This window comes from Amycolatopsis sp. NBC_00438 (assembly GCF_036026695.1).
GTDB lineage: Bacteria > Actinomycetota > Actinomycetes > Mycobacteriales > Pseudonocardiaceae > Amycolatopsis.
Genome location: NZ_CP107923.1, coordinates 5,217,066 through 5,242,131 on the forward strand (window position 1 = coordinate 5,217,066; position 25,066 = coordinate 5,242,131).

Annotated in this window: 25 protein-coding genes; 12 read left to right on the forward strand and 13 right to left on the reverse strand. The window is 71.1% G+C overall.

The window, feature by feature from the left end; translation table 11 throughout:
* Nucleotides 1-108 precede the first annotated feature (108 nt).
* On the forward strand, nt 109-708 hold the full coding sequence (locus OG494_RS22885) for a hypothetical protein (RefSeq protein WP_328442433.1): 600 nt from the start codon (nt 109-111) through the stop codon (nt 706-708).
* Here OG494_RS22885 and OG494_RS22890 read toward each other — a convergent pair.
* Genes OG494_RS22890 through OG494_RS22905 form a run of 4 tightly spaced genes read right to left on the reverse strand, consistent with a single transcriptional unit; the run spans nt 705 to nt 4,729 of the window.
* Nucleotides 705-1,907 carry a metal-dependent hydrolase family protein gene (locus OG494_RS22890; RefSeq protein ID WP_328442435.1) on the reverse strand — a complete coding sequence of 401 codons (1,203 nt, stop codon included), beginning with the start codon at nt 1,905-1,907 and terminating at the stop codon, nt 705-707. The genes OG494_RS22885 and OG494_RS22890 overlap by 4 nt on opposite strands.
* Nucleotides 1,904-3,331, reverse strand: coding sequence for a sodium:solute symporter family protein (locus OG494_RS22895; RefSeq protein ID WP_328442437.1), 1,428 nt, complete (start codon nt 3,329-3,331; stop codon nt 1,904-1,906). Before OG494_RS22895 ends, OG494_RS22890 begins: the two co-directional genes overlap by 4 nt.
* A complete protein-coding gene (locus tag OG494_RS22900; RefSeq protein WP_328442439.1) occupies nt 3,328-3,531 on the reverse strand; it encodes a hypothetical protein in 204 nt (67 codons plus the stop codon). Before OG494_RS22900 ends, OG494_RS22895 begins: the two co-directional genes overlap by 4 nt.
* 4 nt (nt 3,532-3,535) lie before the next feature.
* Nucleotides 3,536-4,729 (reverse strand): M20 metallopeptidase family protein, encoded by a 1,194-nt coding sequence (locus tag OG494_RS22905; protein WP_328442441.1) that lies wholly within the window; start codon nt 4,727-4,729, stop codon nt 3,536-3,538.
* A gap of 86 nt (nt 4,730-4,815) precedes the next feature.
* Between OG494_RS22905 and OG494_RS22910 the strand changes: the two genes are divergently transcribed.
* On the forward strand, nt 4,816-5,844 hold the full coding sequence (locus OG494_RS22910) for an Lrp/AsnC family transcriptional regulator (RefSeq protein ID WP_328442443.1): 1,029 nt from the start codon (nt 4,816-4,818) through the stop codon (nt 5,842-5,844).
* Nucleotides 5,845-6,605: 761 nt separating this feature from the next.
* On the opposite strand, the gene OG494_RS22915 is transcribed toward OG494_RS22910, so the two are convergent.
* The 4 genes from OG494_RS22915 to OG494_RS22930 all read right to left on the reverse strand — a co-directional run bounded on the left by OG494_RS22915 (nt 6,606) and on the right by OG494_RS22930 (nt 10,843).
* Nucleotides 6,606-7,601 carry an SCO0930 family lipoprotein gene (locus OG494_RS22915; protein ID WP_328442445.1) on the reverse strand — a complete coding sequence of 332 codons (996 nt, stop codon included), beginning with the start codon at nt 7,599-7,601 and terminating at the stop codon, nt 6,606-6,608.
* A 46-nt stretch (nt 7,602-7,647) separates the two neighbouring features.
* Nucleotides 7,648-9,156 (reverse strand): DUF1996 domain-containing protein, encoded by a 1,509-nt coding sequence (locus OG494_RS22920; RefSeq protein WP_328442447.1) that lies wholly within the window; start codon nt 9,154-9,156, stop codon nt 7,648-7,650.
* Between the two features lie 324 nt (nt 9,157-9,480).
* The gene (locus OG494_RS22925) at nt 9,481-10,272 is read right to left on the reverse strand and encodes a zf-HC2 domain-containing protein (RefSeq protein ID WP_328442449.1); all 792 of its coding nucleotides are present in this window, start codon (nt 10,270-10,272) and stop codon (nt 9,481-9,483) included.
* Between the two features lie 7 nt (nt 10,273-10,279).
* Nucleotides 10,280-10,843, reverse strand: a complete 564-nt coding sequence (locus OG494_RS22930; protein WP_328442451.1) for a sigma-70 family RNA polymerase sigma factor — start codon at nt 10,841-10,843, stop codon at nt 10,280-10,282.
* A 230-nt stretch (nt 10,844-11,073) separates the two neighbouring features.
* On the opposite strand from OG494_RS22930, the gene OG494_RS22935 reads away from it, so the two are divergent.
* The 5 genes from OG494_RS22935 to OG494_RS22955 are packed head-to-tail and all read left to right on the forward strand — an operon-like array spanning nt 11,074 to nt 14,719.
* Nucleotides 11,074-11,667 (forward strand): hypothetical protein, encoded by a 594-nt coding sequence (locus OG494_RS22935; protein ID WP_328442453.1) that lies wholly within the window; start codon nt 11,074-11,076, stop codon nt 11,665-11,667.
* Nucleotides 11,651-12,448 (forward strand): DUF4142 domain-containing protein, encoded by a 798-nt coding sequence (locus tag OG494_RS22940; RefSeq protein ID WP_328442455.1) that lies wholly within the window; start codon nt 11,651-11,653, stop codon nt 12,446-12,448. The genes OG494_RS22935 and OG494_RS22940 overlap by 17 nt, the downstream gene beginning before the upstream one ends.
* A complete protein-coding gene (locus OG494_RS22945; protein WP_328442457.1) occupies nt 12,441-13,058 on the forward strand; it encodes a hypothetical protein in 618 nt (205 codons plus the stop codon). Before OG494_RS22940 ends, OG494_RS22945 begins: the two co-directional genes overlap by 8 nt.
* Nucleotide 13,059: 1 nt before the next feature.
* The gene (locus OG494_RS22950; protein ID WP_328442459.1) at nt 13,060-13,290 is read left to right on the forward strand and encodes a ferredoxin; all 231 of its coding nucleotides are present in this window, start codon (nt 13,060-13,062) and stop codon (nt 13,288-13,290) included.
* Complete coding sequence (locus OG494_RS22955) at nt 13,283-14,719, forward strand: NAD(P)/FAD-dependent oxidoreductase (RefSeq protein ID WP_328442461.1); 1,437 nt, start codon at nt 13,283-13,285, stop codon at nt 14,717-14,719. Before OG494_RS22950 ends, OG494_RS22955 begins: the two co-directional genes overlap by 8 nt.
* A 397-nt stretch (nt 14,720-15,116) precedes the next feature.
* Here the strand turns inward: OG494_RS22955 and OG494_RS22960 are convergent, their stop codons facing one another.
* From OG494_RS22960 to OG494_RS22975, 4 genes are read right to left on the reverse strand one after another with little or no spacing between them, the layout of a single operon-like run.
* The gene (locus OG494_RS22960; RefSeq protein WP_328442463.1) at nt 15,117-16,271 is read right to left on the reverse strand and encodes an acetyl-CoA C-acetyltransferase; all 1,155 of its coding nucleotides are present in this window, start codon (nt 16,269-16,271) and stop codon (nt 15,117-15,119) included.
* Nucleotides 16,264-16,875 (reverse strand): TetR/AcrR family transcriptional regulator, encoded by a 612-nt coding sequence (locus OG494_RS22965; RefSeq protein WP_328442464.1) that lies wholly within the window; start codon nt 16,873-16,875, stop codon nt 16,264-16,266. Before OG494_RS22965 ends, OG494_RS22960 begins: the two co-directional genes overlap by 8 nt.
* A gap of 9 nt (nt 16,876-16,884) precedes the next feature.
* Entirely contained in the window at nt 16,885-17,661 is a 777-nt protein-coding gene (locus OG494_RS22970) for an SDR family oxidoreductase (RefSeq protein WP_328442466.1), read from the reverse strand.
* Nucleotides 17,658-18,800 (reverse strand): acyl-CoA dehydrogenase family protein, encoded by a 1,143-nt coding sequence (locus tag OG494_RS22975; RefSeq protein ID WP_328442468.1) that lies wholly within the window; start codon nt 18,798-18,800, stop codon nt 17,658-17,660. Before OG494_RS22975 ends, OG494_RS22970 begins: the two co-directional genes overlap by 4 nt.
* A 72-nt stretch (nt 18,801-18,872) precedes the next feature.
* Between OG494_RS22975 and OG494_RS22980 the strand changes: the two genes are divergently transcribed.
* Genes OG494_RS22980 through OG494_RS23000 form a run of 5 tightly spaced genes read left to right on the forward strand, consistent with a single transcriptional unit; the run spans nt 18,873 to nt 24,148 of the window.
* Nucleotides 18,873-20,369 (forward strand): FadD3 family acyl-CoA ligase, encoded by a 1,497-nt coding sequence (locus OG494_RS22980; RefSeq protein ID WP_328442471.1) that lies wholly within the window; start codon nt 18,873-18,875, stop codon nt 20,367-20,369.
* Nucleotides 20,366-21,205 (forward strand): enoyl-CoA hydratase, encoded by an 840-nt coding sequence (locus OG494_RS22985; RefSeq protein WP_328442473.1) that lies wholly within the window; start codon nt 20,366-20,368, stop codon nt 21,203-21,205. Before OG494_RS22980 ends, OG494_RS22985 begins: the two co-directional genes overlap by 4 nt.
* Nucleotides 21,205-22,338: an acyl-CoA dehydrogenase family protein gene (locus OG494_RS22990; protein ID WP_328442475.1), complete on the forward strand. Its 1,134-nt coding sequence runs from the start codon at nt 21,205-21,207 to the stop codon at nt 22,336-22,338. Before OG494_RS22985 ends, OG494_RS22990 begins: the two co-directional genes overlap by 1 nt.
* On the forward strand, nt 22,335-23,219 hold the full coding sequence (locus OG494_RS22995) for an acyl-CoA dehydrogenase family protein (protein ID WP_328442477.1): 885 nt from the start codon (nt 22,335-22,337) through the stop codon (nt 23,217-23,219). The genes OG494_RS22990 and OG494_RS22995 overlap by 4 nt, the downstream gene beginning before the upstream one ends.
* Entirely contained in the window at nt 23,216-24,148 is a 933-nt protein-coding gene (locus OG494_RS23000) for an acyl-CoA dehydrogenase family protein (RefSeq protein ID WP_328442479.1), read from the forward strand. Before OG494_RS22995 ends, OG494_RS23000 begins: the two co-directional genes overlap by 4 nt.
* On the opposite strand, the gene OG494_RS23005 is transcribed toward OG494_RS23000, so the two are convergent.
* Nucleotides 24,145-24,858 (reverse strand): helix-turn-helix domain-containing protein, encoded by a 714-nt coding sequence (locus tag OG494_RS23005; RefSeq protein WP_328442482.1) that lies wholly within the window; start codon nt 24,856-24,858, stop codon nt 24,145-24,147. The two genes, OG494_RS23000 and OG494_RS23005, sit on opposite strands and share 4 nt — an antisense overlap.
* Between the last annotated feature and the right edge of the window lie 208 nt (nt 24,859-25,066).

The window sequence follows — 25,066 nt, forward strand, 5'->3', positions numbered from 1 at the left end:
GGCTTTCGCCCCTTTTCGGCAGCGAAAAAACCTCGCCGCCGTAACGCGATCCGCCATCGCCGCGACCCATGGACCGGTGCGGCCGGTTTCGGTGGCGAAGGGGCGGACATGGAAAGCAAGACCCGCGGTGGTTTTGTCATCGCCGGCAGCGTCATCGGTTTCCTCGGGTTCGTCCTGCCGTCCTTGTACGGCGCGACTTACGAGCCACCGCCCGGTTCCCCGCTGGCGCACGTCGTCCTGACCGGCCTGAAGGACTTCGGCGGCGGGGTCGGGGGCGGGAACTTCGCCGTTTTCAACGGTTTCGCCGGACCGGTGAATTTCCACCCGACGTTGTATTCGCTCATCGCGCTGACCTTGATCGGAATCGTCGGCCTGAACTGGAACATCGACAACGCGACCCTGATCGCGAAAGTAGCGGGCTATTCCGTCAGCGCCGTCGCGATGCTCTGGCCGATCGCGCAGTTCATCTGGGAATTCCGCTACGACCGCACACCGGCCACGATCAGGGACGTCTTCGTCGCCGATCTCGGCGGTGGGCAGAACGCCGTCACCGCGGCCCAGTACGTGCACGGCGAGCTGGGCCTCGGCACCCTGATCCTGGCGTTCGGCCTGCTGGTCGCCGGGGTCGGCGTCAAGCCGATCGTCGGCTGGCCGCTGCTCGGCGTCACCGTCACCGGCTTCGTCGTCCTGGTCGCGGTCAGCTCCTAGACCACCCGGGTGCCGTCCTTCCAGACCTCGCGGATGGCGGAAGCCAGCCCCGGGAAGTCGTACGGGTCGCCCGCCACCACCACGAGGTCCGCCCGCAGCCCCGGCTCGATGCGGCCCAGCTCGCCGTCCAGCCCCATCAGCCGGGCCGCCGACGACGTCGTCGCCTCCAGGACATCGCCCGGGGTCATGCCGCACGCCGCCATCAGGGCCAGTTCCTCGAGGTTCGTGCCGTGCGGGCCGACGCCGCTGTCCGTGCCCATCGCGATGCGGACGCCGGCGGCGTACGCGCGCCGGACCGAGTCGCGGTGGGCTTCCACCACCTCGCGGGCTTTCGCGACGACCGCCGAGGGCAGGTCGACCCCCGCGTCGGCCGCGCGGACCACGTTCACCGGGGCGATCAGCGTCGGGACCAGCCACGTGCCGTGGCCGAGCATCAGCTCGATCGCCTCGTCGTCGAGGTAGATGCCGTGCTCGATCGAGCGGACGCCCGCGCGGACGGCGTTCTTGATGCCCGCCGCGCCCTGGGCGTGCGCCATCACCGGACGGCCCTGCATCGCCGCCTCGGCGACCAGGACCTCCAGCTCTTCCGGCGTGAACTGCGAATGCCGCGGATCGTCACGCGGCGACAGCACACCCCCGGTCGTGCACACCTTCAGCACGTCCGCGCCCGCGCGCAGCAGCGTCCGGGCGACGCGGCGCATCTCGTCGGGGCCGTCGGCCCTCGCGTCCGGGCGGCCCGGGTGCGGCACCAGCAGCGGGACACACATGCCCGACGGGCTCCACGCGTCGCCGTGGCCGCCGGTCTGGCTGATCAGCCCGATCGAGATCTGCAGCCGCGGGCCCGGGATCAGGCCGTCGTCCACCGCCTGCTTGATGCCGAGGTCCGCGCCGGACGCGTCGCGGACCGTCGTGATGCCCAGCCCGAGGGTCGCCCACAGGTTCCGCGCGGCCTCGTAGAACTGGTAGGAAAACGGCTTCTGCACCCGCGCCAGCAACCCGATGTCCGACACCGTGACGTGCACGTGGCAGTCGAACAGCCCTGGCAGCAGCACCGCGCCGGCGCAGTCGACGCTCTCGTCGCCGTCCAAGTCCGTCCCGACCTCGACGATCCGGCCGTGCTCGACGACGACGTCGGCCGCCGCCGGGTCCGAGCCGGTGCCGTCGAACACCGAACCGCCGGTGAACACCGTGCGAGTCACGCCGCCTCCTGGGGAGAAACCTGTCGTTGGACCAGTGCGGCCGAGGCGAGGACGACGACGTTCGCGCCGAGCCCGACCAGGCCCACGTTGACGGTGCCGACCAGGTGAGTGTCCACAAAGGTCAGCCAGATGACGACGAGCTCGCCGGCGACCAGCCCGGCGAGCACCGGTCCCTTGCCGACCGGCACGCGCCGGAGGAAGCCCAGCAGATTGGCCGGGGCCAGCTGGACCGACCCCGAATAGGTGAGCAGCAGCAGGTTGGCCAGCAGATCCGGCCGGAAGATGCCGAGCACGAGCGCAAGAGTACTCGCGAGCACAACCGCCCCGTGATTGATCCAGAACTGCTTGCGGCCGCTGCGCACGCGGACTACGTTGCGCGCCACCAGCGACGAGATGCCGATCAGGATCCCGGCCGCCGGGACCATCGCGGTGGCCGTCGCGGCGACCACGACAACGCCGGTCACCCAGCCCGGCAAGGCATCCTTCGACAGCGTCAGCAATACGCCGTTCGGGTCTGCTTTGTGAGAGGCGCTGTCCTTGGGCACCACGAGGATCGCGGCGAACCCGATGATCATCGGCAGCAGCAGGCACAGCTCGTACACCGGCATCCAGGCGTAGTTGCGCCGCAGCACCTTCGGGTCGCGCGCCGACATCAGCGCCGGCCACGAATGCGGCAGCGTCATCAGACCGACGCCGATGGCGCTGACCAGCATGCTCGTGACGAACCAGACGTGATCGTTCGCTCCACTGTGGACGATCAGCTTCTCGGGGTGCAGCTGCTCGATCTTGCGGAACACGCCCCCGACCCCGCCCGCGAAGTGCGTCGGCACGGCGATGATCAGCACCACCAGCGCGACGAGCATGATGCCGTCCTTGAAGTAGGACGTCGCCGCGACGCCGCGCAGCCCGGCCCACAGCACGAACGCGACGATCAGCACGCTGCCGGTCACCATGCTGAGCGTGCCCGACGCGCTGTCGCCGGTGACCAGCCGGACGATCAGGCCGAGCCCGGTGATCTGCAACTGCAGGTAGGGCAGCACGAAGAGCACGCCCAGCACGGCGGACAGCGTGCCGAGCGTCCGGCTGGAGAACCGGTCCTCGAGGAAGTCGCCCTGGGTGAGGTAACCGCGGTCCTTCCCCATCGTCCACAGGCGTTCGGCCAGGAAGAACAGCACGACGTAGGCGATCGGCACGTACGGCAGCGCGTACATCGCGGCGACACCGCCGGAGAACGCGAGCCCGGCCATGCCGAGGAAGGTGAAGGTGGTGAACACCTCCCCCTCCTGCAGGAACCACATGGTCATGGCGCCGAACCGGCGGCCGCCGACGGTCCACTCCGCCAGGTCGGCGACGGGTCTGCGGCGGCCGACGAAGCCGAGCACGCCGATCAGGACGATGCCCACCAGGGTGAAGGTGAGGATCACGCGTCGTCCTCCTCCCCCGCCGCGCGCAGCAGGCGTTCGGACAGCAGCAGCGCCGGGGTGAACATCAGGCACCAGAACGCGCCCCACACCACCATCCGCGGCAGCCCGAGCCACAGCCCGGTCGTGTTGACGAACGGCAGGAACGGCATCAGGACGAGCGCCAGCACCGGGAGCAGCGGCGGCCAGTGGTAGCTGCGCACGGCGTCACCCGGCCAGGAGCGCGAGCCGGCGGATCGCGAGCTCGGCCAGCAGCGCGGCGCCGTCGCCGAGCACGCTGTCGTCGAACCTCGCGCGGGGCGAGTGGTTGTCCGGCGCGGTCGCCGGGTCCGTCGGGCACGCGCCGAGGAACAGGTAGGCGCCGGGCACGCGCTCGAGGACGCGGGAGAAGTCCTCCGACCCGGTGATCGGTTCGGCCATCTCGGTGAACCGCTCCTCGCCGAAGACGTCGCGGATCGTGTTCGCGACGAAGTCGTACGCGCCGGCGTCGTTGACCGTCGCCGGGTACTCGGGTTCGAAGGTGACATCGATGTCGAGGCCGTGCGCGGCGGCGATGCCCTGGCAGACCTGGACGGCGCGGTCGCCGACGCGCGCCGCCGTCTCCGGCGAGAAGGACCGCAGCGTCGCCTCGAACACCGCGTCGTCCGGGATGATGTTGCGCCGGGTGCCGGCGTGGAACATCCCGACGGTGACGACGACCGGGTCGAAGACGTCGAAGCCGCGCGTCACCATCGTCTGCAACGCGGTCACCATCTCGCAGGCGGCCGGGATCGGGTCGCGCGCGTCGTGCGGTGACGAGCCGTGGCCGCCCTCGCCGCGGACCCGGACGGCGAGCGCGCCGGAGGCCGCCATGAGCGTGCCGGGGCGGGCGGTGAACTGGCCCTTCGCGTAGCTCGCGGCCGAGACGTGCAGGCCGTACGCGGCGTCGACGTGCTTGCCGGACGCCGTCAGGACACCTTCGTCGATCATGTGGCCGGCGCCGTCCCAGCCTTCTTCGCCGGGCTGGAACATGAACACGACGTCGCCGGGCAGGTCGGCTTTGCGGGCGGCAAGGAGCCGGGCCGCGCCGACCAGGCCGGCCGTGTGGAGGTCGTGGCCGCAGGCGTGCATGGCGCCGTCGAGGGTCGAGGTGAACTCCTCGCCGGTGGCTTCGGTGACCGGGAGCGCGTCCATGTCGCCGCGCAGGAGGACGGTGCCACCGGGCTTGCCGCCGCGCAGGACTCCGGTGATCGACGAGAGCTTCTCGCCGAGGGTGAGTTCGAGGCCGAGGCCGTCGAGCGCGGCGAGGACGCGGTCCTGCGTGCGCGGTAGGTGCAGGCCGATCTCGGGGATGCGGTGCAGGTCACGGCGCAGGGCGACCAGATCGTCGAGCAGGACGGCGGCGTCGGAGCGCAGGGTCATCCGCCGATCATGCGAGAGTCGAGCACAATGGCTGGGAAAAACCGACGGAACCACCGTTTCGAGGGCTGATGAGCGAAGAATCCGCCATGTTGGACGAGCAGGACCTCAAACTGGTCGACGCGCTGCAGGCGGCACCGCGGGCGTCCTGGTCGACGCTCGGAAAGGCGCTCGGGCTGGGCGCGGTGACCGCCGCCCGGCGGTGGGACGGTCTCGTCGGGCGCGGCGACGCGTGGCTCACGGCGTACGCGGGCGGCGAGCTCACCGCGCAGCTCGCGTTGGCGTTCGTCGCGATCGACTGCGCGCCCGGCGCGGCTGTGCGCGTCGCCGCGGAACTGGCCTCGGACGTCCACGTCGTCACGGTCGAGTGCCTGGCCGGGCCCTGCGATCTGCTCGTCCACGTCGTCGCGCCGACGCTGCGGGAGCTGGGCGCGCACGTGCTGGACCGGGTGGCGGCGGTGCCCGGGGTGGCGCGTGTGCGGACGGTGCTGTCGCCGCGGATGTTCACCGAGGGCAGCCGCTGGCGGGTGCGGGCGATCTCGCCCGGGCAACGGGAAGCGCTGACGCCGAAACCGGTGCGGCACCGCGCCCCGCTGCGGTTCGACGACGCCGACCGGGCCCTGATCCTGGCGCTCGGCGTCGACGCGCGGGTGTCGGCGGCGGCACTGGCGGCCGAACTCGGCGTCGGCGCGACGACCGTGCGGCGCCGGCTCGACGCGCTGCTGGCCCGCGGCGCGATCCGCGTGCGGTGCGAGATCGCGCGGTCGGCGTCGCCCGCGCCGGTCACCGTGACGCTGTGGCTGCGGGTACCGCCGGACAAGCTGGAGACGACGGCGCGGTCGCTCGCCATGCTGCCGGAGGTCCGGATGTGCGCGGCGCTGTCCGGCGAGACGAACCTGATGCTGGTGGTGTGGCTGCCGACGCAGCACGACACGGTGGCGCTGGAGGGGCTGATGGCCGCGAAGCTGCCGTGGCTGGAGATCGCCGGCCGGGCCGTCACACTGCGGAGCGTCAAGCTGATGGGCCGGCTGCTGGACTCCACCGGCCGGGGCGTCGGCCGGGTCCCGCTGGACTTCTGGGCCGCGGTCCCCGTACCGGAGCACGGGGACCGCAGCTGAGCCGGTCCGGAGGATGAGGGGGGTGAGGTGGAGGGAAGCATCCACCGGACCGGGGACTTCGGGGCCCGCGACCGAGGGGGCGGTCGCCGGGCCGGGATCCGGGCGGAGCGTGGAAGCTCGGACCCGGACTCGCGGGACCGGAAGCGGATCTCGCGTCACTGGGGACGTGACTCACGTGATGGAGGACGTAAGTCGCGTGTCCAGAGGGGAATCTCGTGTGTCTGGAGAGGCATCTCGCGTGACTGGAAGGTCAACTCGCGTGATTGAGGGGTCGACTCGCGTGATTGGGGGGTGGGTGAAGGAGTTCCGGGCCGGCGGGCGAGGGGGGTGAGGTGGAGGGAAGTGCTCGCCGGGCCGGAACTCGAGGGGCGGGGGTCTGCGCCCGCCTTGTCCTCCTTCGTCTGATCCGCGGGGGATCGTTGTGGGGAACGGAATCCCGGCCCGGTGGACGAGGGGGTGAGGTGGAGGGAAGTCGTCCACCCGGCCGGGGCTCGGGGGCGGGACCGTGGTCCCGCGTACTTCGGGGTGGTGCTGACCGGCCCGGCGGACTGGGGGGGGTGAGGTGGAGGGGAAGCGTCCGCCGGACCGGGTCTCGCATTCACGCACCGGCCTGGTGGGCAAAGGGGTGAGGTGGAGGGAAAACGCCCACCGGGCCGGAATTCACGACCGGGACCGTGGTCCCGGGTACTGCAACCGGCCCGGCGAACGGGGGGGGGTGAGGTGGAGGGAAGTGTTCGCCGGGCCGGGGATCGTGGGGCGGGTCAGTACCCGCCGGATGAGGAGGACGTCGCGACTGCCTGCCGGGCTTCGGGTCTGCGGGCCGGGTCGACCTTGCAGCCGCTGGGTTCCACGGCGTACCAGGTGTTCCCGACGCCGTGCCCGTTGGCTTCGCCGGGCGCGTCGTCCTTGCTGTAGCTGTAGACCGGCCAGCCGCCGACGGTCACCTGCATGGTGCCGTCCGAGCGCCGGATCCGGCCGATGAGGCCTGTGTCGACGCTCTCGGCGACGGTGATCCGGCCGTCCACCCGCACCGGCGGCCACGTCTTCGCGCACGCGCCGTCGCAAGTGGACGTTCCGGAGTCCTTGCCGTCCTTGGTGAAGAGGTAGAGCGTGTCACCGGCCTGGTCGGTGAGCACCGGGCCGAGACCGCCGACGTCGGTGGTGCCGATCGTCTTCGGCTCGGCGGGTCCGACGGGCTCGGAGGGCTCGGTGGCCGAGGCACCGCCACTGTCCCGGCCGGCCACCGCCTTCTCCCCCGCCGGCGTGATCGCCGCCCAGTCCGCGCTGACGTTCTGGCCGAGCGCGATGCCCCGGCCGGTGTCCTTGGCGTACCGGTAGACCGGCCGGCCGCCGACGGTCACCTGCCGCTGCCCGTCCGGCCTCGTGACCTCGCCGATGAGCTGCGCGTCCACCCCGGCGGCGAGCACCGGGGCGTCGGAGACCAGCGGGGGCCACGTTTCCGCGCACGCGCCGGCGCACGTGGCCTTCGGGGGCTTGGCACTGTCTTTCGCGTACCGGTAGAGGGTGTGGCCTTCGGCGTCGGCCAGGACCGTGCCGAGACCCTCCACTGTGGACGAGACGAGCTGGGTCCGCCCGGCACCGGCCGGAACCGTGCTCGCCGGTTGCTGCTGCTGTACGCCGAGGGCGACGGGCTGGACCGCGCCGGACGTGGCGTACGGGTTGGACCCGCAGGCCGTGACCAGCGCGAGGCCGGTGACGGCGAGCAGAGCGGCAGCGACCGGGCGAGCACGGTTCATGACGTTCACCCTTCCTGGAAGGTGGCCGGTTGCGAAGGTGGAGCCGTTATTCCTTGCAGGTCTTGCCGAAGTTGACGCAGCTGACGACGCGGCTCATGATCTTCTTGCTCATCACGTTGGCGAAGTCGTCGTGGTCGGAGCGCGGGTTGTGCTTCTCCTGGGCGAACGCGTCCACTTTGTACTGGCCCTTCTGCTGGACGTCCTGCGGGACGTTGTAGACCAGCGTCACCTGCAGCTGGGGCACGTTCTTGAAGCCCTGCGGGCACTTGCCGGCCTGGTCGGAGAACACGATGTGGGTGCGGTGGTTCGCACTGTCGGTGTTCTTGCCGTCCCAGCAGTTCGGGAAGGCGTGGATCCGCTCCACCTTGCTGCCCGCCGGGCAGATCGGGTAGAGGTCGGTCAGCCGGTCCTCGAACCCGGTGCAGGTCCAGCTCGGCCGGGCGTTGGCCGGGCCGTTGGTGCTCTGCTTGGCGTCACCGTAGAGGACCCGCAGGCCGAGCGGCATCGCGACGACGTTCTGCGCGCCACCGCCGATGAACTTCAGGGTCGCGGACTCGGGCTCGACGATCTCGCCGTCGTTGTCGCCGACCTCTTCGTTCGCGCCTTCGGGGCCGCCCAGTACCTCGGACGGCGGTGCCGCGGCACTGCTGCTCTGGTTCTGGCCGCCGTTCTGGCCACCGTTCTGACCGCCGTTGTTCTGGCCGCCGTTCTTGCCGCCGCCCTGGTTCTGGCCGCCACGACGGCGGTCCTGGGCCTGCTGCTGGTCCTGCTGGTTCTGACCGTCCTGCTGCTGGGCGTTCTGGTCGCCGCGCGTCGCGCCGCCACCGGTGTTCTTTTTCTTCTGCTGGCCGTTCTGGTCCTGCGTCGCCGTGTCCGGGGCGCCGGAGTCCTCAGTGGCCTGGCCGTCCTGCGCATTCTGGTCCTGGGCGTTCTGATCCTGAGCCGCCTGGTCCTGCGCGTCCTGGCCCTGTCCGGCCGCGTCCGCGGCCTGGGCGTCCGCCGCGCTCTGGTCCTGCTGGACGTCGCCGGTCTTGCCCTGCTGCGACTGCTGGGCCTGCTGGTTCTCGCTCGCGTTCGCCGCGTCGTCCTCGCGGTCGATGCGGATGACCGGCCAGAAGTAGGCGGACTGGTCACCGTTCTTGCAGGTGGTGTCGCCGGCGAGGAGACTCTTGAGGCTCGAGTCGGCGTCGGTGGTCACGTTGCCGACGTAGTCGTGCAGGTGCTGGGCACCGTTCTTGATCCCGGGCTGGGCGATGAAGTTGTCCGGGTTGTGGTGGGCGCCGTCGGCGTTCGTTCCGCAGTCGACGGTGAAGGAACCCTTGGCACCCTTCTTCTGCAAGGCCGCGTTGACGTTGTTGCCGGCGGGGACCTTGTTGATGTCGATGAAGAACGACGGGTCGGCGGGGTCCGCACTGGCCTCGCCCGTGCGGCCCGTCGAGACCGCGACGGCGAGTGCGCCGACGGCGATCGCCAGGCCGAGCGCGCCCATCGCGATCTTGGTTCGGCGGGCAACACGATGCTTGCCCGTCACGGGGGACCGAGAATTCCGGGGCATGGACTAGTTCACCTCGTTCGTTTTTCCGGGCGCGCCGAACAGCGCGGCAGCCCGGGCAAGAACTACCGATAATTGCGTCGTTATTGGTGCGGAACCCGGGGGAAGTGCTTACCGGGGCCTGCCGCCGTGCGTTCCGGCGTCGCTGCCCGGTGCCACTTGGTTCCGGTTCGGGGGTCTTCCGAGTGCATCGGGGGATGCATTGGGGGATACGGACGCTGGACGGGAGAGGTTCAAAAGCGACCGGTCCGTTATCTGTTCGTTATCTAACATCGTGCAACCGGACAGCGTTCACCCAGGTCACCGGGGATCGGCGGGAAAAATGATTTAACGTTGCACCATGACGAGAACGGTGCCGTCCTCGCCACGGACCTCGAACCGGCCGATCTGGTCCATCGCCATGAACGTGGACCCCTGCAGCCGTAGAGGTTCGGGTGAGCCGGGGATGCCGAAGCCCTTCGGCGGCACGGACCAGCCGGTGACGACGCGTTCCTCGCCCGAGGCGGAGATGGCGACCAGCTGGCAGTTGAGCGGCCCGACGATCCCGCGCAGCTCGAGCTCGACCCGGCTGCCCCACTCGACGGGCAGGACGGTGACGAGCGCGGTGACGGCGGACCCGCCGCTGCCGCGGCCGTAGGTCTGGCCGCCACCGGGCGGCCGGCTCGTCGACGCGGACGGCGGCGCGGTGGACGTCGCGGGGACGCTCGTCACCGCGGACGCCTGCTTGCTGCTCGGCGCGGACAGGGAGGCGGGCGGGACGGCGTCGGCGGGCCGGACGGCGAGCGTCACGAGCGGGCCGGCGACGACGAGCGCGGCGGCCGCGGTCCCGGCGATGATGCCGAGCCGCTTGCGCCGCCGGCGTTTGACGGACGCCTCTTCCATCAGGCCGCGCAGCACGCGGGGCCCGGGGGCGAGGGTCCGCGGGCCGGGCGCGGGCATCGGGGGCTCGGGCCAGCTGCGCTTGACGAGGTCGAGCACGTCCGGCAGCTGGTACAGCTCGATCAGGTCGAGCTGGCAGTTCGGGCAGTTCATCAGGTGGGCTTCGAACTGATTGCTCTCGGCCTCACTGAGCACGCCGAGCACGTACGCGGCGACGTCGGTGTGTGCGGACCCGGCCAACCTCAGCTCACCCCCGCTCGCGCAGGGCTCGGCGCAGGGCGCGGACGGCGTGGTGGATGCGGGACTTGATGGTGCCCGGGGGCACGCCGAGGGTGGCCGCGACCTCGTTCACGGTGCGATCGCGCAGGTAGGTCTGCTGGATGGCCTCCCGCTGCTCGGGCGAAAGGCCCTGCAGCGCTTCGTAGACGATCATCGCGGCGAGCGTGCGGTCCGACTCGTCGGACACCGTGATCGCGTCGGATTCGATCTCTTCGAGCTCCTGGGGACGGACACTGCGGCTGCGCCAGCCGTCGATGACGATCCGCCGGGCGACCGTGAACAACCACGCGCGCAGCATCTCCGGCCGGCGGTCGAGTTTGTCCGCGTTCCGCCACGCCTTGATCAGGGTCTCCTGCACGACGTCTTCGGCCCACTGCCGGTCGTGGCCGGTCAGCCGGAGTGCGAACGCCATGAGGGACCCACCGAACTCCTGGTAGAGCGCCTTCGCCAGATCATCGGAGGCGTCGTTCGACTCGACAACGACGTCTTCCGGATCTTCGACGGGTCTCAGCGCTCGAGTGTGCCGTCCCACGCGGGACATCCTGGTGCCCCGGAGGCCCGGAGTCCAGTCCCAACTGAGCCCGAAAGTTTTTTGAACCGTTTCCGGACCGTGTCCGTATCCCCTACCGAAGACCCCCGACAAGGCGTTGTCCCCCGCAACGCTCCACCTCCACCCCGGACCAGTCGTCCACAGTGGATCTTTCGCGCGCTTTTCCGTTGCACCCCCGGCAACAGCGCGTAGTCATGCCCCACGGAGGAGCAGTGATCCGCATTCCCCGACCGGTGGTCCCCGCCGCCGTGTGCCTCACCGCACTCGCTCTGCTCACCGCCTGCACCGCCGGCGCCGCGACCACCTCAGGTGGTTACGCCGCAGGTGGCGGCATGCAGATGCCCGCCCAGCAACCGGGCCAGATGACCCTCGCCATGCCCCAGCCGATCACGGCCGACCCGAACGACCCCGCGAAGAGCCAGCTCCGCGCGGCGAAGGCGTTCGACCTCGGGCCGATGCTCGTCGACGGGACCGGCTTCACCATCTACCGCTACGACCGGGACACGAGCGACCCGTCCCGGTCGAACTGCGTCGGCGCGTGCGCCACCAAGTGGATCCCGGTCAGCGCCGGCGGCAATCTGGCGCCGATCGGCGTCGACCCGTCGCTGATCGGGCAGCTCACCCGCGACGACGGCACCCAGCAGGCCACTCTCGGCGGCTGGCCGCTCTACCACTTCACCGGTGACACGGAGCCGGCCGACACCGCGGGCCAGGGCGCCGACCAGGCGTGGTACCCGATCGCGCCGGACGGCAAGAAGATCACGATGACCCAGGACGAGTGGAGACAAAATGCGTTCGGCGTCTGAGCTGACCGTGCTGGAGCTCGACCCGCCGTCCGCCGTCGAACGCTCCCGGCCGCTGGTCCGGATCCTGTTCGTGGTCGTCGCGGTGCTGACGCTGCTCACGCCGGGCACGGCTTCGACCGCCCAGACCACCGCGGTCTCGGCCACCGACGCGGTGCTGCTGACCAAGGTCCGCCAGGCCGGTCTGTGGGAGATGCCGTCGGGCATGATGGCCATGCAGAAGGGCAGCCCGCTGGTCAAGGAAGTCGGCTTCGCGATCATGATGGATCACGGCCGGCTCGACGTCGCGACCCGCGCGCTCTCGGCGAAACTGAACTCGCCGGTGCCCGACCAGCCCTCCGACGAACAGCGCGGCTGGCTCCTCGAAGAGATGAACGCGGCCCCCGGGCCGGCGTTCGACCGCGTCTTCGCCAACCGGCTGCGCGCGGCGCACGGCCAGGTCTTCGCCATCCTCGCGCAGCTGCGGGCCGGTACCCGCAACGACGACGTGCGGGCGTTCGCGACCGTCGGCAATCAGGCCGTGATGCGGCACATGACGATGCTCGAGAGCACCGGGATGGTCGACTACACGGCGCTCCCCGAGCCCGCGGTCTCCACCACCGCGGCGCCCGCCGGGGCCCCGCTCGGCCTCGACCCGTCCCAGATCGCCGTCGTGGTGGCGCTGTTCCTGCTGGTCGGGGGTGGCCTGTTCTACGTGCTGCGCCAGATCAAGGGCAACCGCAGCCGCGCCCGGACCTCGTCCCGCCCCACCGCAGCGGTCCGTGCCGGGGGCAGTCATGGTTGAGACCTGGCACGACGCGACGCTCCTGATCACCCAGCAGTTCCAGCCGAAGACCGACCCGGCGGCGCGCGGCCTCGCGGCGTTCGCGGCGCGGGCGTCCTACGCGGCGATGATGCTGACCCTCACCTGGGGGGTGCTCACCGCCACGGGCTGGGTGCGCTCGGTCACCGGCCGCAAGGCGCTGCGCAGCTCGCACATGGTGCTCGCGACCGGCACGATCATCTTCGGCGGCATCCACGCGCTGGGCTTCTTCTACCTGACGATCCAGCCGTACAGCCTGCAGTACCTGTTCCTCCCGTTCCTGTCCGGCCAAGAGGTGCGTCACAGCATCGGCATCGTCGGCTTCGAGGTCATGGTGGCCATCGCGCTCACCGCGGGCCTGCAGCGGTTCACCGCCTACCGCCGCTGGCTGTGGTTGCACCGCTGCGCCTACCCGGCCGTCGCGCTGACCGCGTTGCACGCCTGGTTCGGCTCGATCGCCAACGGTCACCTCGCGGTGGTCTGGCTGGGCGGCATCACGCTGCTCATCCCGGCCGCGACGGTGTCGCTGCTGCGGTTCCTGCCGGCCCGCACCCTCGAACGCATCGGACTCGTGGAAGAGCAGGTGGCTTGACATGCCGCTCCGTTTGCCCGGTAGCGGGCCCCGGATCAGCGTCGACAACGACCGGTGCGAGCTCTACGGCATCTGCGCCATGGAGGCGCCGGACGTGTTCGACCTCGGCCAGGACGGCCGCCTGCGCTTCCGCACGCGGCTGCTGGACGAAACCACCATGGAACAGGCGAAGATGGCCGCTCGCTGCTGCCCGATGCAGGCGGTCGTGATGAGAGGGGACCTCGATGGCTGACGGCGACCGGATCGTCATCGTCGGCGCGGGTGTCGCAGGGTTGCGCGCCGCGGAACGACTGCGGGAACAGAACTTCGACGGCGAGATCGTGCTCATCGGCGACGAGGCCCGGCGCCCCTACCACCGGCCGATGGTCTCCAAGGCACTCGTGATGGGGACCGAACGGCCCAGCGACGTGGGCCTTTCGCACTACCTGCCGGACCTGGACGTGCACTGGCGCCTCGGCGCGCGGGTCACGCACCTCGACACCACCGAGCGGGTCGTGCACCTGCCCGGCGGCGAATCCCTCTGGTACGACGGCCTGATCGCCGCGACCGGCGTCTACCCGCGGCACCTGCCCGGAGCGCCGCGGCACGACCCGCGCGTGCGGATCCTGCGCACGGTCGAGGACTCGATGGCGGTGCGGCGCTGCCTCAACGCCAGCAAGAAGCCGGCCGTCGTGATCGGCGCCGGCCTGATCGGCAACGAGTTCGCCGCGAGCATGCGGCACATCGGCCGGGACGTCACCCTGGTCGGCCACGCGAAGGCGCCGCTGCACCGCTTCGGCGACCGCGTCTCCAGCGGCATCGTCGAGGCGCACCACGAGCACCGCGCGAACCTGGCGATGAAGAGCGAAGTGCGGCACTGGATCAGCACGAAGGACACCGTCGGGCTGCACCTGACGAACAACCAGCTGCTGGTCGCCAGCGTCGTCGTGCTCGCCATCGGCAGTGTCCCGTCGGTCGACTGGATGCGCGGCTCCGGCCTCGACATCAGCGACGGCGTGCTGTGCGACGCGAAGCTGTTCGCCGAGGGCGCCTCCGACGTCGTCATCGCCGGCGACATCGCGCGCTGGCCGAACCTGCGCTTCGACGAGACCCCGCGGCGGGTCGAGCACTGGATCAACGCCGTCGAGTCGGCCCGGCACGCGGCGGACAACCTGCTGCTGGGCCAGTCGAGCGCCAAGCCGTTCACCCCGCTCCCCCGGGCCTGGTCGACGCTGTACGACACGCGGCTGCAGATGTGCGGCATGCCTTCGCTGGCCGAAGACACCGTGACCCTGGCGGACGGGATCACCGGCTTCATCCGCGACGGCCGGCTGGTCGGCGTCTCGTCCTGGGACAAGCCGCGGGCGATGCTGGACTGGATGGCCGAGCTGGACCGCCGGCTGCCTGCCCCGGACTACATCCCGGAGCCGGAGCCCGCTCCCGCGGTGGCCGAAGTCCCGGTCGTCGAGCCGTCGATCGCGGCGCTGGCAGCCGAGGTGCCGCCGGAGTTCGAGAGCGGCTTCGACGCCCAGGCCTTCGAACGCGAGTTCGAGAGCGAGTTCGCGAACAACATCCCGACCACCGCGTTCGCCGCGCAGTCCCTGCCGGTCGTCCCGGCGGGAGTCACCACGGCGTTCCCCGCGCAGTCGCTGCCGACGATGGCCATCCCGATGGGGAGGTAACCAAGACGGGGGCGAGGCTGCGCGCGGCGGCCCTCGCCCCTCGGCCGGTCACCACACACCCTCCGCGGCTGGGTGGTGGTGGTGACCGGCCCCCACAACGTCCCCCTGCCCGCCTCGCGCCCGGACTCGGGCCGAGCGTCCGGCGGGCCAGAAGAGGGCCATCCCGAGGGAACCCGACACCCCTCGAGATGGCCTTCTTCCGGCTCGCCGGACGGGGGTCCGGGGTCGTGCGCCACGGCGGTCCGCTGCCGGGGCGTGTGCCTCGTGAAGGTCTTCCCGCCGGAAGGGTATGCCGACGGGAAGGCCTTCACGGGGACTGAGTGCACAATCGGGGTTGCACCGGCCAGGGCCGGTTCGAGGGAACGGGAACCCTCGAACCGGCCTTCGCTGTGCCGCGTCAGGTCAGGTTTTCGACGATGGTCACGTTGGCCGTGCCGCCGCCTTCGCACATCGTCTGCAGCCCGTAGCGGCCGCCGCGGCGCTTCAGTTCGTGGAGCAGCGTCGCGAACAGCTTCGTGCCCGACGCGCCGATCGGGTGCCCCAAGGCGATCGCGCCGCCGTTGACGTTCACCCGGGACGGGTCGGCGCCCGTCTCGTCGAGCCACGCCAGGACCACGCTGGCGAACGCCTCGTTCACTTCGAAAAGATCGATGTCACCGATCGTCAACCCGGTGCGACGCAACGCGTGCGCGGTCGCCGGGATCGGGCCGGTGAGCATCCAGACCGGGTCCGCCGCGCGGACCGAGAGGTGGTGGATGCGGGCCATCGGCGTCAACCCGTGCTCTCGCACGAATGACTCCGACGCGATCAGCGTCGCGCTCGCGCCGTCCGAGATCTGGCTCGCCACCGCCGCCGTGATGCGCGATTCCGGGGACAGCGGCTTCAAGCCCGCCATCCGTTCCAGGGAAGTGTCGCGGCGCGGTCCTTCGTCCTTGCCGAATTCTCCGTAGGGCGCTATTTCGTCGTCGAACAATCCGCCGTCGGACGCCGCCGCCGCGAGCTGGTGACTCCGCAGCGCGAATTCCTCCATCGCGACGCGGGAAATGTCCCAGTGCCCGGCGATCATGTCCGCGCTGCGGAACTGCGACACCTCACTCGCGCCGAAGCGTTCCTGCCAGCCCTTCGAACCGGAAAACGGATCCTCGAACCCGTATTCGCGCCCGGCGAGCATCGCGGCGCCGATCGGGACCGCGCTCATGTTCTGCACGCCGCCCGCCAGCACGAGGTCCGCCGTGCCGCTCAGCACCGCCTGCGCGGCGAAGTGCACGGCCTGCTGGCTCGAACCGCACTGCCGGTCGACGGTCACCCCGGGCACGTGCTGCGGGTAGCCGGCCGCGAGCCACGACGTCCGCGCGACGTTGCCCGCCTGCGGGCCCAGCGTGTCGACGCAGCCGAAGATGACGTCCTCCACCAGCTCCGGGTCGACGCCCGTGCGCTCGACGACCGCGCGGATCACGTGCGCGCCCAGGTCGGCCGGGTGGACCGTGCTCAGCGCTCCCCCGCGCTTGCCCACCGGCGTCCGGACCGCGTCCAGGACATACGCCTCAGCCACGTCGTCTCCCCTTTGCGATGCCGTCCAGCAGGATCCCGAGGTACTGCTCCGCGACGTCCTGCGCGGTGAGCGCGCCGTCGGGGTTGTACCAGCGCACGGCCACCCACACCGTGTCGCGGATGAACCGGTAGGTCAGCTCGACGTCGAGGTCCGCGCGGAACACACCGTCCGCGACGCCGTCGGTGAGGATGCCGTTCCACAGCTTGCGGAACTCGGCGTTGCGGTCGTTGAGGTAGGCGAAGCGCGGCAGCTGCATGAGGTGCTTGGCCTCGTTCTGGTAGATCGCGACCTGCGCCGGGCGCCGGTGGATCGAGTCGAACGACGCCACGACGACCGCTTCGAGGGTCTCACGCGGCCCCAGGCCCCGGGCGACGATCTCCGCGTAGGAGCCGAACAGCTCGTCGAGGAAGCCGGTGAGGATCTCGTCGGCCATCGACTCCTTGGAGTCGAAGTGGTGGTACAGACTGCCGGACAGGATGCCGGCGGCGTCGGCGATGTCCCGCACGGTGGTGGACACGTACCCGCGCTCGGCGAACAGCCGCGCGGCCAGGTCCAGCAGCTCCGCACGCCGGCTGTTCTTCTGAGAGCTCTTTTGGGGGCTCATCGGGGCACCTCACGCATGTTGCGAACTCACGGACACGACCTCGCCGGTGAGGTACGACGCGTACTCACTGGCGAGGAACACGATCACATTCGCCACTTCCCACGGCTGCGCCGCCCTCCCCGAAACCTCGCGGGCGGTCAGTTCTTCGAGCAGTTCGTCGCTGGTCACCTTGGCCAGGAACGCGTGCATCGCCAGGCTGGGCGCGACGGCGTTGATCCGGACGCCGAGCGGCGCGGCGTCGACGGCCGCGCACCGCGTCAGGGCCATCACGCCCGCCTTGGCCGCGGCGTAGTGCGCCTGGCCGCCCTGGGCCCGCCAGCCGAGCACGGACGCGTTGTTGACGATCGCGCCGCCGTCACCCTGCTCCGCGAACCGGCGCAGGGCCGCGCGGGTGGCGCGGAAGGTGCCGTTGAGGGTGACGTCGAGGACCCGCGTCCACTCCTCGTCGGTCATGTCCACCAGGGACTTCGTGCCGCCGAGCCCGGCGTTGTTGACCACGACGTCGATCCGGCCGAAGTGCTCGACGCTGCCGTCGATGAGGGCCTGCACGTGGTCTTCCTTCGTGACGTCACAGGGGATCGCGTGGACGTCGCCGAGGTCCGCCAGCTCCGCGGCCTTCTCGCCGAGCCGGCGTTCGTGCCAGTCGCTGACGACGACCTTCGCGCCCTCCTCGAGCGCGCGTTTCGCCGTGGCGGAGCCGATCCCGGTGCCGGCCGCGGCGGTCACGACGACCACCTTGTCCCGCAGCAGGTTCGCGCCCTCGGGGTACTTCGGCACGGTGATCACGGACGGGCCTCCCGGGGCAGGCCGAGCACGCGCTCGGCGATGATGTTGCGCTGGATCTCGTCGGAGCCGCCGTAGATCGTGTCGGCGCGGGTGAACAGGTACAGCCGCTGCCAGTCGTCGAGGCCGCCCGGGGTGAGCATCCCGGCCGCGCCGCGGATCGCCATGGCCAGCTCGCCGAGGGTGCGGTGCCAGTTCGCCCAGACGAGCTTCGCGACCGACGCCGTGCCGGGGCCGGTGTCGCCGAGCGTGCGGATCGCGTGCGCCCGCATGACTTCCAGGCCGAGCCAGGCCCGGTCGACGCGCTCGGCGAGCACCGGGTCGTCGAGGGCGCCGCTGTTTTTCGCGAGCTCGGTCAACGCCGCCAGCTCGCGCCGGAAGCCGACCTGCTGGCCGAGGGTGGCGACGCCGCGCTCGAAGGCCAGGGTGCCCATCGCGACGCGCCAGCCGTCACCCGGCTCCCCCACGGCCAGGTCGCGGTGCGTGCGGGCGCCGTCGAAGAAGACCTCGTTGAACTCCGCCGTGCCGGTCAGCTGGACGATCGGGCGAACGTCCACTCCGGACTGTCGCATCGGGACGAGAAGGTAGGACAGTCCCTTATGGCGTTTCGAGCCGGGTTCGGTGCGGGCGACGACAAAACACCAGTCCGCGTGCTGTGCGAGCGACGTCCAGACCTTCTGCCCGGTGATCACCCACTCGTCGCCGTCGAGCCGTGCCGACGTCGAGACGGCGGCGAGGTCCGAGCCGGCGCCGGGTTCGGAGTACCCCTGGCACCACAGTTCTTCCGCGGCGACGATCGGCGGCAGGAACCGGCGCTGCTGCTCCGGCGTGCCGAACGCGATGAGCGTCGGGCCCAGGAGTTCCTGGCCGAAGTGCCCGACCTTGGCCGGGGCGTCGGAGAGGGCGTACTCCTCGTGGAAGACGACCTGCTGTTCGAGGGTGGCGCCGCGGCCGCCGTGCTCGACGGGCCAGCCGACGCAGTTCCAGCCCCCCGTGGCGAGTTCGCGTTCCCACGCCAGCCGCTCCTCGAACGCCTCGTGTTCGCGGCCGGGACCGCCGCGGCGGCGCAGCTTCGCGAAGTCACCACGCAGGTGTTCGGCCAGCCAGGTCCTTACTTCGTCACGGAAGTCCTGGTCGGGCACCGGCACCTCCTCTGGCCAAAAGCGGGGCTCCTGCGTAGGCTACCCTACCAAGCACTTGCTAGGGAGGCCGTGATGACGGAGACCGTCCCGGCGGCGCTCGACGCCGCGGCGGAGCGGTTCCCCGCCCGTGAAGCACTCGTGGACGGCGACGTCCGGCTGACCTGGCCGGAGCTGGCTTCCCGGGTGCGGCGGTGCGCGAACTTCTACGCCGCCGCGGGGATCGGGCCGGGTGACCGCGTCGCGGTCTGCGCGCCCAACACGTGGCACTGGCCGGTCGCGGCGCTCGGAGCGCACTACGCGGGCGCGACGCTGGTGCCGATCAGCACCCGGTTCACCGCCCGGGAAACCACCGACATCCTGACCCGCGCGACGGTCTCCGCCCTCGCCATCACCGGGACGTTCCTCGGCACGGACCGGCTCGCGGCCCTGACCGAACGGCCGCCCACGGTCCTGCGGATCCCCGTCGAGGGCCCGGAAGACCCGGTCGACGGCGTCACCGAATGGGACGCGCTCGACGGCTTCGACGACACGTTCACGAGCCCCGCGCAGCCGGACGACGTCAGCGACATCCTCTTCACCTCGGGGACGACCGGCCGCAGCAAGGGCGCGATGTCGTCGCACCGGCAAGCTCTCGGCGTCGCCGCCGCCTGGGCGGACTGCGGCGAGCTGGCCGAGCACGACCGCTACCTGGTGATCAACCCGTTCTTCCACAGTTTCGGCTACAAGGCCGGGATCCTGGCCGCCACCCTGCACGGCACGACGCTCGTGCCGCAGCGCACCTTCGCCGTCGCCGAGACCCTCCGGCTGATCCGGGACGAGCGGATCTCCGTGCTGCCGGGCGCCCCGACGATCTTCCAGGTCCTCCTCGACGCCCCCGACCGGCCCGCGTACGACCTGTCGACGCTCCGGCTGGCCGTCACCGGCGCGGCGACCGTCCCGGTGGCGCTCGTGGAGCGGATGCAGGCGGAGCTGGGCTTCGATCTGGTGCTCACCGCGTACGGGCTGACCGAGGCCGTCGTGGCCACGATGTCGCTGCGCACCGACCCGCCCGAGCTCATCGCGCGGACCGTCGGCCGGCCTGCCGCCGGGTTCGAGGTCCGCCTCGGCGACCGCGACGAGGTGCTGCTGCGCGGCCCGAACGTGATGCTCGGGTACCTCGACGACCCGGCCGCCACCGCCGAGGCGATCGACACCGGCGGCTGGCTGCACACCGGCGACGTCGGCGTGCTCACCGAATCCGGGCACCTGCGGATTGTCGACCGGATCAAGGACATGTACATCTGCGGCGGCTTCAACGTCTACCCGGCCGAGGTCGAGCAGGCACTCGGCTGGCTGGACGGCGTGGCCGAGGCCGTCGTCGTCGGCGTGCCGGACCCGGTCTACGGCGAGGTCGGCAAGGCCTACGTCCAGCTGCGGCCGGGTGTCACTCTGTCCACTGAGGACGTCCTGAACCACTGCAAGGCCAACCTGGCGAACTACAAGCGGCCCCGGCACGTCGAGTTCCGGGACGAGCTGCCGCGCACGCCGTCGGGCAAGGTGCTGAAACGAGTTCTGCGGGAGGAAGCATGAGCGACATCGGCGAGGAGGTCACGTACGAGGTGCGCGGGCCGGTCGCGGTCGTCACCCTGAACCGGCCCGAGTACCGCAACGCGCAGAACTCGGCGATGACCTACGCGCTCGACGCCGCGTTCACCCTGGCCGTCGACGACGCCGAGGTGAAGGTGATCGTGCTGGCGGGCGCGGGCAAGCACTTCTCGGCCGGGCACGACATCGGCTCGCCGGGCCGCGACGCCGACGTCTCGTTCGAGCGCAAGGCCGTGATGTGGTGGGACCACGTCGACGCGGCGGGCGGCGACCAGCGGTTCGCGCGGGAGTCCGAAGTGTACTTGGGGATGTGCCGCCGCTGGCGGGAGATCCCGAAGCCGACGATCGCGTCCGTCCAGGGCGCGTGCATCGCCGGGGCGCTCATGCTGGCCTGGGTGTGCGACCTGATCGTCGCCTCCGACGACGCCTTCTTCGCCGATCCCGTGGTGCGCATGGGGATCCCCGGCGTCGAGTACTTCGCGCACCCGTGGGTGCTCGGGCCGCGCCGGGCCAAGGAAGTCCTGTTCACCGGCGAGCGCTTCACGGCCCAGCAGGCCCTCGACTGGGGCATGCTGAACCGGGTCGTCCCGCGCTCGGACCTCGAAACCGAGACGATGGCGCTGGCCACGAAGATCGCCGAGATGCCCCGGTTCGGGCTCGCGCTGGCCAAGAAGGCCGTGAACCAGGCCGAGGACCAGATGGGCCTGCGGTCCGGAATGGACAGTGTGTTCGGCCTGCACCACTTCGCGCACGCGCACAACGCCGAGACCGCCGGCGACTCCCTGGCGGGGTTGGACGCCCGGTCCATGCGGGATCGCTGATGGACCTCGACCTCTCCCCCGAAGCCGAAGCGTTCCGCGACGAAGCCCGCGCATGGCTGGCGTCGCACGTCCCCGCCGAGCCCCTCCCGTCGTTCGACACGCCGGACGGGTTCGCCGCCCACCGCGAGTGGGAGGCCGGGCTGGCCGACGCGCGCTGGTCGGTCGTCTCCTGGCCGGCCGAGTACGGCGGCCGCGACGCGAGCCTCCTGGAATGGGTGCTGTTCGAGGAGGAGTACTACGCGGCCGGCGCGCCGTTGCGGGTCAACCAGAACGGCATCTTCATGCTGGCGCCGACGCTCTTTTCGCACGGAACCGACGAGCAGCTGGCCCGGATCCTGCCGAAGATGGCCCGCTCCGAAGAGGTGTGGGCGCAGGCCTGGTCCGAGCCGGAGGCGGGCAGCGACATCGCCGCGCTGCGCAGCACGGCGTCGCGGGTGGACGGTGGCTGGGTCCTCAACGGACAGAAGACGTGGAGTTCGCGAGCGGCCTACGCCGATCGCGCGTTCGGCCTGTTCCGCAGCGATCCCGAAGCCGAACGGCACCGCGGCCTGACCTACCTGATGGCGGACCTGCGCGCCGACGGCGTCACCGTGCGGCCGATCCCGCAGCTCGACGGCGAGCCGGGGTTCGCCGAGATCTTCTTCGACGACGTCTTCGTGCCGGACGCCGACGTCATCGGCGAGCCCGGCGCCGGCTGGAAGGTCGCGATGACCACGGCCAACAACGAGCGCGGGCTGTCGCTGCGCAGCCCCGGCCGGTTCCTCGCGGCCGCCGGCCGGCTGACGGCGTTGTGGTCCGACGCGGGCCGGCCCGAAGCCACCGCGGACCGGGTCGCCGACGCGTGGATCGGCGCCCGCGCGTACCAGCTCTACACGTTCGGCACGGTCACGAAGCTCGCCGAAGGCGGGCAGCTCGGGCCGGAGTCGAGCGTCAACAAGCTCTTCTGGTCGCACCTGGACGTCGAGCTGCACGAGACGGCGCTCGACCTGCTGGGCCCGGACGCCGAGCTGCGCGGCCGCTGGAGCGACGGCTGGCTGTTCTCGCTGGCCGGGCCGATCTACGGCGGCACCGACCAGATCCAGCGCACGATCGTCGCCGAACGCCTGCTCGGCCTGCCCCGGGAGGACCGATGAGGTTCGGATTGACCGCCGAGCAGACGGCGTTCGCCGGCTCCCTGCACGACCTGTTGTCCACTTCGGTCGACTGGCCGAAGCTCGCCGAGCTAGGCGTCACCGCGCTCGGCATCGCTGAGAAGCACGACGGCCTCGACGCGTCGCCGGTCGATCTCGTGGTCGCGTTCGAGGCGCTGGGCCACCACGGCGTCCCGGGACCGTGGACCGACACGGTCGCCGTGCTGCCCGCGCTCCTCGACGACCCGGTGCTCACGTCGGTGGCCTCCGGCGAGACCCGGGCCTCGGTGGTCTTCGCACCGCACGTCCCCTACGCGCTCGACGCCGACACCGCGGACCTGCGTGTCCTGGTGGACGGCGATCGGCTCAAGACCTTCACCCCGGGGCGTGAACTGTCCTCGGTGGACCCGTCCCGGCGGTTGTTCGAGGCCGTCCCCGGCGACGACCTCGGCCCCGCGCTGGACCCGGCGCGCGCGTTCGACCTCGGCGTCCTCGCGACCGCGGCCCAGCTGCTCGGCGCCGGGAACTGGCTGCTCTCGACGTCGGTCGACTACGCCGGGCAGCGCCGGCAGTACGGGCGCGAGATCGGGAAGTACCAGGCGGTCAAGCACCTCCTCGCCGACGTCATCACGGCACTGGAGCTGGCGCGGCCGCTGCTGTACGGCGCGGCCGTGACCCTGTCCCCCGCCGACGTCTCGGCCGCGAAGGTGGCGTGCGGCGACGCGGCGCTGCTCGCGGCCCGCACCGGACTGCAGGTGCACGGCGCGATCGGCTACACCGCCGAGCACCCGCTCGGCCGGCGGCTGCTGCGGGTCCGGGCCCTGACCACGGCCTGGGGCACCGGCGCGGTGCACCGGCGGCGCATCCTGGCGGCCGTCGGATGACGCCCGAACAGGACGAACTCCGCGTCACCGTCCGGAAACTCCTGGAGCGGGAAGCCACGCCGTGGCCGGCGCTCGTCGAGATCGGCGTCCCCGCGCTGGCCATCCCCGAGGAGCACGGCGGGCTCGGCGCGGGCCTCACCGAACTCCGGATCGTCGCCGAAGAACTCGGGCGGGTGCTGTCCGACGTCCCGTTCCTCGGCTCGGCCGTCGCGACGCAGGCCGTGCTCGCCACGGGTGACGACCACCTGCTCCCCCGGCTCGCCGAGGGCGCTGTCGCCGCGCTGGCCTGGACCGGCGAGGACGGCCGTTGGGACACCGCCGTCTGCCGGGGTGATTTGTCGACTGTGGACGGTCGCGCGCACTACGTCCTGGACGGCGACACCGCGTCGATCCTCCTGGCCGCCACGGAAGACGGACTGTACGAAGTGGACCCCGCCGACGCGGTCCGCGAGCACGTCCCGGCACTCGACGAGACCCGGCGGTTCGCCACCGTCACGTTCGACCACGCGCCCGCGCGCCGGCTCGGCCCCCTGGACCCGGGCCCGGTCCGGGACTTCGCGTGCCTGCTCCTCGCCGCCGAGCAGACCGGTGCGGCGGCGCGAGCCCTCGAGCTGACCGTCGAATACACGAAGCAGCGCCACCAGTTCGGCCGCCCGATCGGGAGTTTCCAGGCGCTCAAGCACCGCATGGCGGACCTGCACGTCCTGGTCGAGACGGCTCGCTCGGCGGCCTACGCGGACCTGCCCGCGGTCGCCAAGGTGCACTGTTCCGAGGTGCTGTCCGAGGTCGCGGCGGAGATGATCCAGCTGCACGGCGGCATCGCGATCACCTGGGAGCACCCGGCGCACCGCTACTTCAAGCGCGCGCACTCGTCGTCCCTGCTGTTCGGCGCGCCGCACCACCACTTGCCGCGCGTGCGCCCGAACTAAGGCTTCGTGTAGAGGATTTCGCGGGCCTGTTCGGCGGCGCGGGTGATGTTCTCGCCGACGAAGTCCACGAAGCGGGCGATGTTCTCGAGGCGCACGGCGGCCGGGCTGCCGGCGCCGAGAACGGTGACACCCTGCCGCGCGGTCGCGGCGAACAGCGCGTTGGACCGGGCGGTGGCGAGCATCGACTGGTACCAGACGTCGTCGTCGACGATGTAGCGCTCGCGGCGGCCTTCGTCGCGTTCCCGGCGGATGAGGCCCTGGCTTTCGAGGAACGCGACCGCTTTCGAGACGGACGCCGGGCTGACCTGCAGGTGCCGGACGATCTCGGCGGCCGTGAGGCTCCCCGCGTCCGTGGTGTAGAGGCAGGTCAGCGTCCTGGCCGTCATCTTGGGCAGGCCCGACTGCATGAGGTACGTCGTGAGTGTGTCCTCGTACTCGCGCACGGCGTCGGCGTCACGCCCGTCGGCCTGCGGGCGCGCCTGCGGCCCCCGGGGGGCGCCCGCCTGCTTGCGCCGGTGGGCGCGACGTTCGGTGGCGTGGTGGGCCAGGTCGGCGCGGTAGCCGGCCGGGCCGCCGTTGCGCAGCACCTCCCGCGTGATCGTCGAGGTGGGGCGGTCGAGGCGCCGGGCGATCTCCGCGTACGCGAGGTCGTCGGCCAGGCCCAGCGCGATCCGCTGCCGTTCCTGCTGGGTGAGCCTGCCTCCGGGCATCGCGATCTCCTTCGTCCGTCTTCGCCGCCAGCATAGCGTTCACGTTCATATCATTGCAACGAACTGGTGGCCCCTGTTGCATTAGATTCTCGCTCGTTGCAACAATTACACGCCTTTGAACTGGGCTTATGCACATCTTTCGCAACAACATTGTTGCCCGATCCGTGAACGCAACGTAGCGTTTCCACCATCAGAAACAACAAGCCAC

Coding starts and splice junctions, on each gene's coding strand:
- OG494_RS22885 (WP_328442433.1), top strand. CDS start 109: ATGGAAAGCAAGACCCGCGGTGGTTTTGTCATCGCCGGCAGCGTCATC.
- OG494_RS22905 (WP_328442441.1), bottom strand. CDS start 4,729: ATGACCCTGCGCTCCGACGCCGCCGTCCTGCTCGACGATCTGGTCGCC.
- OG494_RS22910 (WP_328442443.1), top strand. CDS start 4,816: ATGTTGGACGAGCAGGACCTCAAACTGGTCGACGCGCTGCAGGCGGCA.
- OG494_RS22915 (WP_328442445.1), bottom strand. CDS start 7,601: ATGAACCGTGCTCGCCCGGTCGCTGCCGCTCTGCTCGCCGTCACCGGC.
- OG494_RS22920 (WP_328442447.1), bottom strand. CDS start 9,156: ATGCCCCGGAATTCTCGGTCCCCCGTGACGGGCAAGCATCGTGTTGCC.
- OG494_RS22940 (WP_328442455.1), top strand. CDS start 11,651: ATGCGTTCGGCGTCTGAGCTGACCGTGCTGGAGCTCGACCCGCCGTCC.
- OG494_RS22945 (WP_328442457.1), top strand. CDS start 12,441: ATGGTTGAGACCTGGCACGACGCGACGCTCCTGATCACCCAGCAGTTC.
- OG494_RS22950 (WP_328442459.1), top strand. CDS start 13,060: ATGCCGCTCCGTTTGCCCGGTAGCGGGCCCCGGATCAGCGTCGACAAC.
- OG494_RS22955 (WP_328442461.1), top strand. CDS start 13,283: ATGGCTGACGGCGACCGGATCGTCATCGTCGGCGCGGGTGTCGCAGGG.
- OG494_RS22965 (WP_328442464.1), bottom strand. CDS start 16,875: ATGAGCCCCCAAAAGAGCTCTCAGAAGAACAGCCGGCGTGCGGAGCTG.
- OG494_RS22980 (WP_328442471.1), top strand. CDS start 18,873: ATGACGGAGACCGTCCCGGCGGCGCTCGACGCCGCGGCGGAGCGGTTC.
- OG494_RS22985 (WP_328442473.1), top strand. CDS start 20,366: ATGAGCGACATCGGCGAGGAGGTCACGTACGAGGTGCGCGGGCCGGTC.
- OG494_RS22990 (WP_328442475.1), top strand. CDS start 21,205: ATGGACCTCGACCTCTCCCCCGAAGCCGAAGCGTTCCGCGACGAAGCC.
- OG494_RS22995 (WP_328442477.1), top strand. CDS start 22,335: ATGAGGTTCGGATTGACCGCCGAGCAGACGGCGTTCGCCGGCTCCCTG.
- OG494_RS23000 (WP_328442479.1), top strand. CDS start 23,216: ATGACGCCCGAACAGGACGAACTCCGCGTCACCGTCCGGAAACTCCTG.
- OG494_RS23005 (WP_328442482.1), bottom strand. CDS start 24,858: ATGCCCGGAGGCAGGCTCACCCAGCAGGAACGGCAGCGGATCGCGCTG.